This is a genomic window from Bdellovibrio sp. ZFWA1 (assembly GCF_056175665.1).
This window is the reverse complement of sequence record NZ_JBJKJH010000001.1, coordinates 1,871,758-1,884,566: the sequence shown is the minus strand read 5'-3', so window position 1 is coordinate 1,884,566 and position 12,809 is coordinate 1,871,758. Positions and strand designations below refer to the sequence as shown.

Annotated in this window: 17 protein-coding genes; 9 read left to right on the top strand and 8 right to left on the bottom strand. The window is 41.2% G+C overall.

Annotated elements, in window-relative coordinates; genetic code table 11:
- Nucleotides 1-525 carry a hypothetical protein gene (locus AC04MN_RS09245; RefSeq protein ID WP_475382902.1) on the top strand — a complete coding sequence of 175 codons (525 nt, stop codon included), beginning with the start codon at nt 1-3 and terminating at the stop codon, nt 523-525.
- Nucleotides 526-552: 27 nt separating this feature from the next.
- The gene (locus tag AC04MN_RS09240; RefSeq protein WP_475382901.1) at nt 553-1,467 is read left to right on the top strand and encodes a hypothetical protein; all 915 of its coding nucleotides are present in this window, start codon (nt 553-555) and stop codon (nt 1,465-1,467) included.
- Nucleotides 1,468-1,473: 6 nt separating this feature from the next.
- Here the strand turns inward: AC04MN_RS09240 and AC04MN_RS09235 are convergent, their stop codons facing one another.
- The 3 genes from AC04MN_RS09235 to AC04MN_RS09225 all read right to left on the bottom strand — a co-directional run bounded on the left by AC04MN_RS09235 (nt 1,474) and on the right by AC04MN_RS09225 (nt 2,539).
- Entirely contained in the window at nt 1,474-1,644 is a 171-nt protein-coding gene (locus tag AC04MN_RS09235) for a hypothetical protein (RefSeq protein ID WP_475382900.1), read from the bottom strand.
- Entirely contained in the window at nt 1,641-1,913 is a 273-nt protein-coding gene (locus tag AC04MN_RS09230; RefSeq protein ID WP_475382899.1) for a hypothetical protein, read from the bottom strand. Before AC04MN_RS09230 ends, AC04MN_RS09235 begins: the two co-directional genes overlap by 4 nt.
- Nucleotides 1,914-2,272: 359 nt before the next feature.
- Complete coding sequence (locus tag AC04MN_RS09225) at nt 2,273-2,539, bottom strand: GNAT family N-acetyltransferase (RefSeq protein WP_475382898.1); 267 nt, start codon at nt 2,537-2,539, stop codon at nt 2,273-2,275.
- A 178-nt stretch (nt 2,540-2,717) separates the two neighbouring features.
- On the opposite strand from AC04MN_RS09225, the gene AC04MN_RS09220 reads away from it, so the two are divergent.
- From AC04MN_RS09220 to AC04MN_RS09210, 3 genes are read left to right on the top strand one after another with little or no spacing between them, the layout of a single operon-like run.
- Complete coding sequence (locus AC04MN_RS09220; protein ID WP_475382897.1) at nt 2,718-3,503, top strand: DUF4423 domain-containing protein; 786 nt, start codon at nt 2,718-2,720, stop codon at nt 3,501-3,503.
- Between the two features lie 2 nt (nt 3,504-3,505).
- Nucleotides 3,506-4,906, top strand: coding sequence for a hypothetical protein (locus tag AC04MN_RS09215; protein WP_475382896.1), 1,401 nt, complete (start codon nt 3,506-3,508; stop codon nt 4,904-4,906).
- 14 nt (nt 4,907-4,920) lie between these two features.
- On the top strand, nt 4,921-5,607 hold the full coding sequence (locus AC04MN_RS09210) for a hypothetical protein (RefSeq protein ID WP_475382895.1): 687 nt from the start codon (nt 4,921-4,923) through the stop codon (nt 5,605-5,607).
- A 55-nt stretch (nt 5,608-5,662) separates the two neighbouring features.
- Here AC04MN_RS09210 and AC04MN_RS09205 read toward each other — a convergent pair whose 3' ends face one another.
- Complete coding sequence (locus tag AC04MN_RS09205; RefSeq protein ID WP_475382894.1) at nt 5,663-6,016, bottom strand: hypothetical protein; 354 nt, start codon at nt 6,014-6,016, stop codon at nt 5,663-5,665.
- Nucleotides 6,017-6,039: 23 nt separating this feature from the next.
- Nucleotides 6,040-6,438 carry a hypothetical protein gene (locus tag AC04MN_RS09200; RefSeq protein ID WP_475382893.1) on the bottom strand — a complete coding sequence of 133 codons (399 nt, stop codon included), beginning with the start codon at nt 6,436-6,438 and terminating at the stop codon, nt 6,040-6,042.
- A 95-nt stretch (nt 6,439-6,533) separates the two neighbouring features.
- Between AC04MN_RS09200 and AC04MN_RS09195 the strand changes: the two genes are divergently transcribed.
- From AC04MN_RS09195 to AC04MN_RS09185, 3 genes are all read left to right on the top strand, one after another.
- Nucleotides 6,534-7,328 (top strand): hypothetical protein, encoded by a 795-nt coding sequence (locus AC04MN_RS09195; protein WP_475382892.1) that lies wholly within the window; start codon nt 6,534-6,536, stop codon nt 7,326-7,328.
- Nucleotides 7,329-7,454: 126 nt separating this feature from the next.
- Nucleotides 7,455-8,189, top strand: a complete 735-nt coding sequence (locus AC04MN_RS09190) for a hypothetical protein (RefSeq protein WP_475382891.1) — start codon at nt 7,455-7,457, stop codon at nt 8,187-8,189.
- Between the two features lie 366 nt (nt 8,190-8,555).
- Nucleotides 8,556-9,311 (top strand): substrate-binding periplasmic protein, encoded by a 756-nt coding sequence (locus AC04MN_RS09185; RefSeq protein WP_475382890.1) that lies wholly within the window; start codon nt 8,556-8,558, stop codon nt 9,309-9,311.
- Here AC04MN_RS09185 and AC04MN_RS09180 read toward each other — a convergent pair.
- Genes AC04MN_RS09180 through AC04MN_RS09170 form a run of 3 tightly spaced genes read right to left on the bottom strand, consistent with a single transcriptional unit; the run spans nt 9,308 to nt 11,588 of the window.
- Nucleotides 9,308-10,036 carry an amino acid ABC transporter ATP-binding protein gene (locus AC04MN_RS09180; RefSeq protein ID WP_475382889.1) on the bottom strand — a complete coding sequence of 243 codons (729 nt, stop codon included), beginning with the start codon at nt 10,034-10,036 and terminating at the stop codon, nt 9,308-9,310. The genes AC04MN_RS09185 and AC04MN_RS09180 overlap by 4 nt on opposite strands.
- Nucleotides 10,033-10,776, bottom strand: a complete 744-nt coding sequence (locus tag AC04MN_RS09175; protein WP_475382888.1) for an amino acid ABC transporter permease — start codon at nt 10,774-10,776, stop codon at nt 10,033-10,035. Before AC04MN_RS09175 ends, AC04MN_RS09180 begins: the two co-directional genes overlap by 4 nt.
- A 5-nt stretch (nt 10,777-10,781) precedes the next feature.
- The gene (locus tag AC04MN_RS09170; protein ID WP_475382887.1) at nt 10,782-11,588 is read right to left on the bottom strand and encodes a basic amino acid ABC transporter substrate-binding protein; all 807 of its coding nucleotides are present in this window, start codon (nt 11,586-11,588) and stop codon (nt 10,782-10,784) included.
- A 184-nt stretch (nt 11,589-11,772) separates the two neighbouring features.
- On the opposite strand from AC04MN_RS09170, the gene AC04MN_RS09165 reads away from it, so the two are divergent.
- Nucleotides 11,773-12,744: a GNAT family N-acetyltransferase gene (locus tag AC04MN_RS09165; RefSeq protein ID WP_475382886.1), complete on the top strand. Its 972-nt coding sequence runs from the start codon at nt 11,773-11,775 to the stop codon at nt 12,742-12,744.
- Nucleotides 12,745-12,809: the final 65 nt, after the last annotated feature.

Below are 12,809 nucleotides of genomic sequence, written 5' to 3'. Positions count from 1 at the left end.
GTGGTTACATTACTTTCTACTACAAATAATAGTTTTGGATACATCAATGGAACCTACTCAGGCACCCTACTTGATAAGACATATAGTCAAGACATCGTTCATGGTTACCTAATTGGAACTTTAGAATATTATATTGGTGCTCAAAGAGAAGAATTAGAAGCAACGCTAAAACGTCCACTTAATGGTCGACTTCAATCTGACAAAGACTTGCTAAATCAAAAGTTGATAAAATTGAAGATCAATTTTATGAACTGTCTTTATCGCTACAGAACCAAGGCACATTATCGCGATTTCAGCTTCCTAACGTACAAGTATGTAGACGCAGATAAAAAAACTAATAATACCATGAATATTGAATTTTATGACTTTATGGCTCGAATAATAGAATTTGCGACTTGCGCTACTATTATCCATGCTAAACAACGAATTGGAAAAACGACAGTCAAAGCCTACTTAGACGACTTTACAAATAAGTTTAAAGATCAAATACCCACGGGTTCAGACTATTGGAATCGGCTCATTTAAGCTAAAAAAAATTAGCGAGGTATTACATTGAGTTCAACGAAAACCGAAATACATGGTAGATTCTTTTCAATTACGATTCCCCAAGGAACTGATATCGACCAGGCGTACCTCATCAATAGAGATTCAGAGTTTAGATCTGACGTCAGAGAGATATTGGAACTCATGTGGAAGGAATATTCAGTATATTGCCCCGACTCCGACTTCCTCCTCGACGCAGTAAAGCAGTTTCAATCTTGTGCATGGCAAATGGAAATATCACTATTCATGCAAAGTCGTTTTAAATTAATTCCTACAGGTAGTGAGGGTCCTGATTTACGATTTTTAATCGGCGGCGAAGAGGTTATTCTAGAGGCTGTATCTGCAAAGCCCGGAGCTGGGCCGGATGCGGTATCATCTCCCCCATTTGGAAGCGTTTACCATCCTGACGACAATGGAATAATTATCAGACTTCGTAATGCCATTGATTCTAAGATTAAACAGCACCAACGCTGGCTACGCTCTGGTGTGGTTAAAGGCTCGCAACCGTTAATTCTAGCAGTAACAGCTGGCGAGATTTCAACTGCGATAGACTTCTTTGGCATGAGTCATATGGAGCAAGCACTTTTTCCATTAGACAACGGCGCATGGCATGTTCCGATCAAATTTGATGGAACTCATGCTGAGGAGCCAATCGAATTTAAATACGGATTCCGGGAATCAATATCTAAAAAAAATGGAAGCCCCGTCTCAACTAACGTATTCGTTACCAAGGATGCCGAATACATTAGCGCAGTAATTTACAACCCTCATCATTTCGTTAATTCGCAAAGAACTAACGGCCGATGTTTTCGTATAATCCACAATCCAAATGCATTGAATCCTCTTCCACAAGGATTCATGGAATGCGGTGTTGAAGCATGGGTTGAAAAGGAGCATTTACATTTTAAAGATTGGCGAAAGTAATCCAGATTACTTTTGCTGTTGTAAGAATCTTGGAGATCCCCAACCCGCGGTTCGTGATTGATAAAGTAATGCACCCTGCGCCTTCAATATGCTTCGATGAATTTCATCAATGTGACGAACAGCACTGAAAGCAAGAATAATTCCCAGACACCATTGAATAAGACTCGTTAAGTTCATATACCTTTTCCTTCAATAACTATTTTCTTAGATTCAAACCGTGCAACAATCTTTTTAACGGCCTTGTTATGCCATTCCTTGGCTTTTCGAGGCTTGATCTTCTTTCCGTTCAAATATCGGGTGATTTCATTTGCATTCATCCCCAACTTCCATTGGCGATGGATTTTCAGGAGCGCATCATATTCGATTGGATTCCTCACTAGCTTGCCTTGGAAGTAACAGAACCCAAAAGGTGGAGGTGCCTTAGTCTTTCCTATACGCCAACGCATCACCTGCTCAGGGGTTGGGTCCTTAGGCCTCAGGACAACACCCGCATTTATTAAGTGCTCGCGAACCTTCGTTTTTGGGATGTTGAGCTCTTTGGAATTATCTCGCAGTGAGAGGTTTTTCTTGTATAAATCGACAATTTCAGGAATAAATGCCTTCGATTTATCAGGCGCTTTATAAATGATTTCAATAGGTTGGACGCGTGCGTTTACACGTACAGTCTGGCGACCAATTTATCTAAAAAACCGAACCTTTGAGTTCGGTTTTTTTATTTTTATCACCCCACTCAATTTGAACACAAATCGATACCTTGCCTTTTGGTGTTAGTTACCTAAATTTTTTAGATACAGTCGCCACCTAATCAACTATTTCTTAATTCCATCATCATTGGAATATATCGAATCTTTGAACCACCAATTTCAATGGTTGCCATTTCTGCTGAATTCACAAAGCCCATGCTTTTATAAAAACCGTGCGCAGTTAAAGTTGATTCCAAATGAACTTTAAAGACATTTTGCCTTTTTGCCTCTGCAATCATTTCTTGAACAATCCATCTTCCACACCCTTTACCATTGGCTTCTGGAACCAGATATAACCCCATTATATGAGCGGTAATTAGCCCCTCCAATGATTTTATAGATAAATGTCCATTAGATAAATTCTAGGATTGATTTTATCGCAGTCAACTAAAGAGTCGCCCTTACATTCCCCCCTCAATTCCCTAACAATTTGTAGGTGTTACATAGGCGTAACAGATTGTTACATATTGGGTTGTCGCTGGGATTTTAGGTGGTTATATTGGCCGCATGATTTATGAATATGCGTACATTAAAGACTTTTTAAAAAATCAGCTGGAACAGCGGATTCAGGCCAATCCTCGGTATTCGATGCGAAGCTTCGCCAAGGCGCTGGGAATTCATGCCGCTGAACTTTCGTTGGTCCTGCGTGGGGAACGAACCCTCAGCTACACCTCGTCTCAGAAGGTTATTCAGAATTTAGGACTCACTCCAGGACAACAAAAAAAGTTTATGGAGGTGCTGCAGTTTGAAAAAAATGGCGTCACTATTATCGACTCCCCGCCAGATTCAAAAACTCATCTTCAAGTTGATAAATTTCAGAAAATTTCGAAATGGTATCATTTTGCAATTCTTAATCTTTTGAACACTCCCAACTTTAAATGGACACCCGCTCACATCTCTAAACGCCTTGGCATTAGCCAGATAGAAGCCGGATTTGCCATGCAAGACCTGCTCGCCGAGGGAATGGTCAGCCTCCAAACGAATAAATCGAAGAAAAACCCCCAACTTAAAGTCATTCAAGTTGAAACGCCCCTCCCCTCTTCGGTCATTCGCAACTATCACCACCAAGTACTTGGAAAAGCCCAAGAGGCTCTTCAAGAAATTCCCATGGACTACCGCGAATTTCAGTCCGTTGGAATCACTTGTTCGATCAAAGACATTCCAAAAATAAAAGCAGCCCTCAATGAACTCACTGATAGCTTCATTGAACAACAACACAAACCCAACGGCGAAGAGGTTTATCAACTTCAAGTCTGTTTTTTCCCCCTTACTAAAATCACGAAGGAGTCGTAATTATGAACACCTTTGCCAAATCATTCCTTATATTGTTCCTATTTTCCTTGGTACTTTCTGCTGCCAACGCTAATCCCACCAAAGTCGGTAATGGCGACGCCGGAGGCGATCTTGAAAAAATGGATAAAATCCAATCAGGCATTCTTATCAGCACTCGCGATAAAGCCGTCGAGCTACTAAAAAAGCAAAATGTTCAGAATATTGCAGGCCTATCTAAATTGATTGCGGAACTTGAAAAAGCTGACATCTATCTAAGCCAAACCAATGTTTCACCAGTCCTCGACACTGACAATCAAGGCGAAATTTCCAAAGATGGCCGTTTCGTCTACGCACGCACATTTGCAGAGCCTCATGCCCCAGTTCGCTTCTTTCCCGCGGCGATGATGCTTTCAGAAGAACAACTCATCAACTTACATATTCATGAGGCCCTTCACAGAGCCCTTCCCCAAGCTATCAATCAAATTGAGGCCGCGGTTAGCGAAATCACACTGGCCCTTACTAGCACTGATGCCAATATCGATCGCACCCAAGCCGTGGTCGACAAACATCTTAAAAACAGCACGAAGCCTTCAAATGAAGTTTACGCATCTGCAGAGTCTATTCAATCCACAACTAAGCTTGCTCCGCCACCAACTGCTAAACTTTTAAATCCTTCGACCTTCTCTTATAGCTACACTGGCTATCAGCTAACTAAACAAGATAAAAGCTCGTTCCCAATCAACGGCATGCATGAAATTAAAAGCCTGCTCTACCCCTTCGGAGAAAGCTCTAGCGTTCAAGGTATCGGCATCCGATTTTCATATCTGAATCTGGAAAAAAAGTCTTTCATGGGGCCCTTGGCAGTCTCTGCGAACTCCCTCTTCTCGACTTGGAGAGGATTTGAAATCGATGGATTTGCCGAAGCTGCACTTTACACTTTATCCAACGAGGAGCTCAAAAATCTCCCTAAAACCCGAGACACTCTGACAATCGGTGTTTCGATGAAAAAATCATCGCCGCTATTTTACACTGAAAACTTTGTATCCATCATCCCTGGTAGCCAAAAGAAGTTCAAAGTTGGCAACGTAAACTATTCTGAAGAATATTCTGCAGTTTTAGATACACGTATAGAAGCCGGGATAAAAATTGAACAAATATCTCTGGGTATCTTTGGGGACTTCCTGTTAACGGATGGCTCTAAAATCAAATCGGATGACTCGCTGTTTGTTAACGAGCCCGAGCGCATACGAGCATTTAAAATCGGCCCCCGAATCTCTTACGCTAAAGACAACTTTCAGATACAAGCCTATTCTCAACATCTTGTTGATAAAACCCCTGGTTACACCCTGTCTGATTTCGGAAATCTTATGGGACTCGGGGCCGGAACATCTAATGTCGGCGGAAGCCTCATTTTTAACTACTAACGAAGGAATCTCCAATGAATGCCATCTCTAAACTTGGAATATATACTCTTTGCCTTTTCCTGTTGTCTGCTTGCGAAGGCATTACTCTTGGACCAGCTCTTGATCCAAATGTCATCACAAATACAAACCTAAAAAAATCCAGCTTCAAAGAGATCAAATTGATTTCCGAGAATATTTCTGACGCTCAAGATACCCGCTCGTTCAATGCTCGCACCTATGATCTGAATATTCATTCTCGGCTATTAATGCGAATTTCAGATTTAAATGAAATCAATCCATCCATACTCGATCAATACCCAACTCTAGTCAGGATCAAATCCACTACTTCCACAAGTGCTGTGACATTCAACGATCTTCAAATCTGTCCCATAGCAAAAAACTGGATGATGCTGTCCACATGGGATCAGGCCCATCCCTACAAGAACGGAGCATGGACTCAACCCGGGTCTGATTTCGAAAGTGATTTTTGTGTGACGCCACTAAGTCCCGCAGAAATCTCAAGCCTAAGTGGCAATGAAAAAGAAATCTGCTCGGAAGAAAATTCAATCTGCTTTGACGTTAGGCCTATCCTAACTGATATCTATCGGGTCAATATGAAGAACTACGGTTTCGTTATTCTTTATCAAAACGAAAACAACCTACAAATTCACGGCGACCAATCACCGTTTCAACCCATCCTGCTTTGGCGGAGACTCCGCTAAACTTCGCCTTCCAAAAAAAAGACCGTGCTTTTTAGCACGGCCTTTTGTGGGTTGATTACTTCATTACGCAGCGAACGCTGTCTACTGAATAGCTGCCCCAGTCTTTTGCTGAATGGTCATAGCTGTCTGAATAAGAAGAATAAACTGTGATCGTGTATTCGTCGAAGATATTTTGATCCATTCTTTGCTCGCCCACCAAGGTAGTCACGTAGTTTGCATCGATAATACCCTGATCAACACGAATAGTTTCTTTTTCAACGTTAACAACTTGTAGGCCTCTGAAGCTACCACAAACTTCGTTGATGTTCTTTACGATAAGATCGTAGTGTCTTGTTTCAAGTGCTGCTTGATTTGCTGCAAATCCTGAAACTGATGCCAATGTTACCAATGCGATTAAAAGTGCTTTCATTTAGTCTCCCTTTAGTTAATGAATTACTTTTTGCAAAAATTATTTTGATCTTTAATTAAATTTACAGAGAGCTTCTCTTCGTAGTTTCTCCAGTTACTGAAGTCACTGTCCAGAATCTCCATACTTAAACTATTTAAAATCTGTCCGTCGGTACTCAAGTGTTCAAGTTCAATGGAATAGTAAATATCAATAATTCCCTGATCTACTCGGTCCCGTGTCTGCTGAACTGACTTTATGTTAAAAGTCTCAAGCCCCTGACCAAGCTTGCAATTCGCCAATTGCTTAATCAAAAACTGAGAGACCTCAGGAACTTCAAACTGAACAACTCCAGAAACAACCACTCCGCGCTCAACCCCATTACCCGCCCACGAAAAATTTGAAATCAATAAGGACAAAGGTACTGCTAATAAAAATCGAAACATACTAGACCTCTAATTTTTTTGATGACCAGTCTTTATTGGATGTTCAACCCTAAAGAAAGTCTTAAAAAATGCGATAATCTTATTAGTGGAGATTTATGAGTTTGATCAGTCAGGCTTTAGTTAAGATTCGTAAGGAACTCGGCTGTAAAACCAGCAAAGAACTGTATCTGCACCTCAAAAAGAGGGGGCTTGAGTGTAATTATCAGCATTTTGTTAAGATCGAAAAGGGCGTGCTTTTGCCATCAAGCATCTTGATTCACCAGATTGCCGCAGCCCTCAACAAGCAGTTCGGCCAAGAACTGATTCTGAATTATTGCGCCCAGCTGTTTCCAACCCATAATTATCTTTTCGAAGTAAAAAATGATGACCTACTAACCAGCTCAAACTCAAAAACAACAGCTCCCAATAACGGGCTGGCCAAAGAGCTCTCATATAAGCAAGTTGCAAGTTTGGCCCTTCGAAAAGAAAACTACTATCTGTTTTTGATTTTAACTCTTTCGCGCAGCCCGATAAGGATTTCAGAGCTTAAGAACTTATCTCATTTAAAAAAAGCTATTCACGATTTAGAATCCGTCGAAATCGCTCATATAGAAGACGACTACGTCCATGCGATAAATACTGAATACCGCTTCCCCAAAGATGACCTTTTGAAAATTCACTACGACAAGTTTGATCGCTGGGATATCGAATTCACTTCAGATTTTAACTTTCAGCCGCTAATGAACAAGATGATGACTCGCCGAATATCCCCTAGATATATCCATGTTATCAACCAACAAATCGAAGCCCTCGTGGGACTAGTTCGCCTATCTGATGAGGCAGACAAAGTTTACAACTCTGAAGTGCTTCATTTGCAGATAAAAATGCAAAAAGGTGATCTTCCGGGATAATTTGTTACAGGACTTAAGTATTATCCGTTTTATTCCGATATATATACCAAGTTGCTATTGGGGATCACTCCCCAGAAATATCAAAACGAAACGCATCCCCAACACAGCGACAATATGGGAGGCGTTATGTCACAAACAACAATCAATCTGATAGTTCTAAGTCCAAGTCTTGATTTAGCCAAGAGAGTCCAAATCATGACCAATCGAATCCAAGAAAATATGCCGAATCTTGCGTTCAAAATTTATCCGGCTTCGGATTCAACCAAAGCATCAGAATATATCGATGTCCACAAAATGCACTCAATTTTGGTAGACGAGACTTATTTGGATACGGGTCCGGAAAAATGGATACAAGACTTTCTGGCAAAGACGGAAACGACGCTAAATAAAGGATCTCCAATCTACTTGGTTACTGGAAAGCCTGATGTAGAAAAAACAAAAAATTTAGTCAAAATTGGATTCACCGACGTTCTGATTTCTCCTTTAGACTACAGTCTCACCGTGCAAAAACTTGCCATTCATAATACCGAAACAAAAATTCTAGCAGAATCCCAACTCTTTACACTTGAAGTAAATAATCCTGTCGACCTTGGATTTCGCTATGAAATGAAAAGTATCTCGGAATTTGGAATGACAATTAAAACCGATCAAGAGCTTGATAAAGGGATGGTCTTAACGATTTACACCCAGTTTCTAGAAAAAGATCTTGCCGCTCAGGTTAAGGAAATCAAAAAAATTGAGGGAAGCTCGGGGGAATTCGAAGTCTTTCTTTTATTTCTAGGCGTAGACCCTGCCGAAAGCCAGGGCCTACGAAAATGGATGAAGGCTGCCTATGCTCTTAAGAACCAAAAAGCAGGTTAAGCCCTAGGCCAATAGCTGCTCTAACGTCGCCACACACTCTTCAGCTGAAGCTGCATTTGTCTGGGTTGCTTTCAAAGATTAAATTTGTAATATCTTTTGCTGATGTCGCACTTGAAAAACAACCTTGATTTATTTTAATCGAATTAAATGAGACTTCTGAAATACTCTTCGGATATTCTATCAACATCCTTATTAGTCTTTAACAAGTGCGACGATTTCTCGCGTTCCCGCAGATTATCGTATAATTTAGTGCTCCATTTTAATACGTGAACACTCCCAAATTAAATGCCAGCAAGGATTTCGCAATCCTTAGCTAAATTAGAAAGTGTTGGCTAAAATAAATGGATCTGTAAATTGAGGAATCTAATGAAAATCTCGACGACTCTACCAGTACTTTTTATTCTCTTGGGCTTTATCGGCGCTCAAGCCTCTGCTGACAAAATTATTAGTCTCACTGGGCATCCAGACTATCCTCCGGTGACTCACTTCAATAGCGCTAACAAGAAGCTTGAAGGCCAAGGTGTCCTTCTGATCACGAAGGCCCTGGAAGAGCTAGGATACAAGGTTCGAGTCGTGCATACCGGGTCATGGGCAAGAGCGCAAGATCAAGTAAAAACCGGAGCGATTGATATCTTACTTCCTCCCTACCGTACTCCAGAGCGTGAAGAGTGGATGTTGTTTTCGAATAAACCCTTCATGGATGATGAGTCGGCAATTTTCGTAGCTAAAAAGAATAAAAACATCCAGATTCAAAATCTTAAAGATTTGGCAAAATATAAAGGTGTTGCGATCATAAATGACAGCTTTGGGGCCGATTTCGATAAGCTCGATAGTGAACTTTTGAAAATGACTCGAGTGGGATCTACAGAGCTATGCTTTAGAATGATCACCAAAGAACGCGCAGACTACGTAGTCGCAGGGCTTCATGCTGGTCAAAAAGTTTTAAATGATCTTATGCTTAAAGACCAAATCGATGTTCTTCCGCTACGTGTGGTCGTCACTGGGATGTACGTGGGGCTTTCAAAAAAGTCTCCGTTTGCAAAAGACCCCCAATTTATGACAAAGCTTGATTCAAAAATAAAAGAGCTGAAAGCTAAAATGCCAACGAAGAAAAGCCCCTAAGAGCGAAGGACTTTACTTAAAAAGTCTTTTGTTCTTTGGTTCTTCGGCGTTTCGAAGATCTCCGCTGGAGTTCCAATTTCCGCAATTTGACCTGCATCCATAAAAAACACCCGATCGCTCACTTCCTTAGCGAAGCCCATCTCATGGGTCACAATGACCATCGTTTTGCCTTCTTTCGCTAAGCCATTAATAACGTCCAACACTTCGCCAACCATCTCTGGATCAAGTGCTGACGTTGGCTCGTCAAACAACAATACGTCAGGCTTCATAGCTAACGCCCTTGCAATCGCTACTCGCTGCTGCTGCCCCCCTGAAAGTTCGGAAGGATAAGCTTCATACTTGTCACTAAGTCCCACTCGATCCAACAAATTTTTTGCAAGAACTTCAGCTTCTGCAATAGCCATCGAACTCACTTGAACAGGTGCCAGCATAATATTCTGAAGCACGTTCAAATGCGGAAATAAATTAAAGCGTTGAAAAACCATCCCAGCTTTTGCTCGCAAAATATTTAAATCTGTATCCCCAGAGGTCACTTCCACCTCGTCAATAAATATCTCTCCGCCATTGGCCACCTCAAGCGCATTGAGACATCTCAAAAATGTAGACTTTCCCGAACCCGACGGACCGATAACACAAACAACTTCGTTGGGTTGGATGTTACAACTCACATCCTTAAGAACTTGCTTCTTCCCAAAAAACTTTTGAAGTCCTTGAACGCGAATCATATGTTTCGATACCTCTCTTCAAGAGTATGAACCAAATAAGATAAAGCTAAAGTGATAACTAAATACATAAGCGAGATCATCAAATAAGGCTCCCAATAACGAGCATAGGCTCCAGCAGCTGTTCTTGCTGCATAAGCAAGTTCTGCCAATCCAATAGCTGAAACTAAAGAGGAATCTTTTAGCAAGGTGATAGCTTCATTGCCCAAAGGAGGTAACATCCTTCTAAAGGCCTGAGGAATAATGATAAATCTCATCGTTTGAGCGTAGCTCAGCCCCAACGACCGTGATGCTTCAAACTGCCCTTTGTCGATAGATTGAATACCTGCCCTAAAAATTTCTGCTATATAAGCTGCCGAATTCAGACTCAAAGCAATGGCGCCCGAGATCATAGCCCCGTACTCACGCTTCAGCTCGAGTGCTAGTTCTCCAGAAATAAAAAAACCGTGTTCAGGATGAATAAGGGTTGGGACCAAAGCAAAATGAATTAATAAAATCTGCACAAACAAAGGTGTTCCCCGAAAGAAACCCACATATATCTGAGACGGCCACCGCACGAACAAACGTATGACCCATTTTTCCCAACCTCTGTCTACATTTGCTATTTTCCCAAGTCCCAAAAACAAACCCAGAAGGGTGCCAAAGAAAATTCCAATACTCGTCAGCTTTAAGGTCATGACAAGCCCTTGAATAAACAAAGGCCAGTACTCAATAATAATATCAGTTCTGAACCAAGTAAACATCGATACTACTTAGAAAAATACTTTTTATAGATTGAATCGTAAGTTCCGTCAGACTTTATTGCTACCAAAGCTTCATTAATTTTCTTTTGTAGCTCTATGTTTCCTTTTTTAACAGCGATTCCATAGTACTCTTTAGAAAAACTTGTATCTAAAATAGTTCGGAAAGACTTGCCATTATTCATTGCAAAGTTATCCACAACACCATTGTCTGCGACGACTGCATCAACACCGCCATTGACTAATTCCTGTAATGCCAGAGGCGTCGACTCAAAACGTTTGATATTTGCATTCGTCTTGCCTAACAACTGACTTACAACTTCATCACCAGTCGTGCCGGTTTGAACTCCGACTTTTAAATTCTTAAGCTCGGCAAATTTATTCACTTTTGACTTTGCTGGCACAGCAATTAGCTGGACTGCTTCGAAATAAGGTTCAGAAAAATCCATCACTTTTTTACGTTCATCGGTGATCGTAATTGCAGAAATCAAGATATCGCGATCCCCGCTTTCAAGCTGAGTGAAGAGGCCTTCCCACGGAGTATTGATAATATTAATTTCAAACCCGGCCTTTGTTGCAATCGCCTTGATCACATCAATATCAAAGCCTGTGATTGATTTATCGGCATTTTCGATCTCAAACGGCGAGTATGCGGCATCAGATCCCACCACTAAAACTTTTTTACTAGTTGCGGCCCCCCCCTCATTGGGGCTCGTTGCATTGTCCGCTTTTTTAGTACAAGAAACAAAAGTAAGAGCCGAGCAAAGTAAAACAGCAGAAAAGATTCTTTTATTAAAAAAAGATTGTGCAGTCATTTTCACCTCAACGTGACCTTACATATTCGTAAGGATTTGATTTTATTAAGCTTCTTTCTTAACTTGATCATCGCTCTTTAATCGAGTCAAACAATTAAGCTGCCTTCCAGCACGACAAAAGTCTTCCCGAATCAGCAGTCGAGTCTAACTATGAAATCCCGCAGCGTTCTGACAGAATTAAGGAATGGAAAAAGCAGATTCTGTATCAACGCCACCGCAGCCATCACTCTGTTTAAATTTTTCGTTACGAACTGTTGGCGAATGGCGCGCGCTGCTTGAAAAACCCGTAAGAACATCTTGGATGCAGACGATCCAATACGCATCTGCTGCCCATAAGGTAGATCAAAGAAAAACCCATTTTGCGACGATAGAGCAAGATGGCACCCCCATCGGCCTTGTTGCCATTCAAGAGCAAAAATTAGGACCTCTTCACTTTGTAAGTATTTATCGCGGCCCGCTCTGGTTCGAAGGTCACGAAACGCCCCAAAATATGAATGACTTCATTCGGATTTTCCAAAAGGCCTATCCTCCCCGTTTACTACGCAGAATCCGTTGGATGCCTGAATGGAATTTTATCGAAGATAGCTCTATCGACTTTAAAAAGGCAGGTCTGAAAAATGCCAACCAAAGTTTTCACACACTTTGGGTAGACATTCGTCCTTCACTCGCCGAACTAAGAAAAAATCTTGCTCAAAAATGGCGGAATGCTCTTAATAAAGCAGAACGAAGTGATATTGCAATTACTGCCGACAATAAAGGCCTCCATCTTGATCATTTTTTAAAAGAGTATGATTTCTTTAAAGCTCAAAAAAAATTTCAAGGCCCTTCTGGGAAGTTCTTTAAACAAGAAATCGAAAGTGCGCTTCCGTTTAAGGACGCCATTATTCTTTGGGCAAAAATCAGTGGAATACCAGTTGCAGGTATCGTCATCATGAAACACGGCCGATCTGCCTCCTATAGGCTAGGTTGGAACTCCCAACTAGGAAGAGACACAAACGCCCACTATCTTTTGATCTGGAAAGCCATAGAGGTCCTAAAAAAATTCAATGTCGAATATTTTGATCTAGGAGGTATCCTTCCCGATGAAAAAGAGGGACTGACTCAATTCAAAATGGGTCTGAATGGTGAATCCTTCAAAACAGAAGTCTTTAAATAAGCTGTAAACATAACGTCAACCCCGACCATACGTCGTGGAGTCATTCTGCCCCCACATTTTTAGGC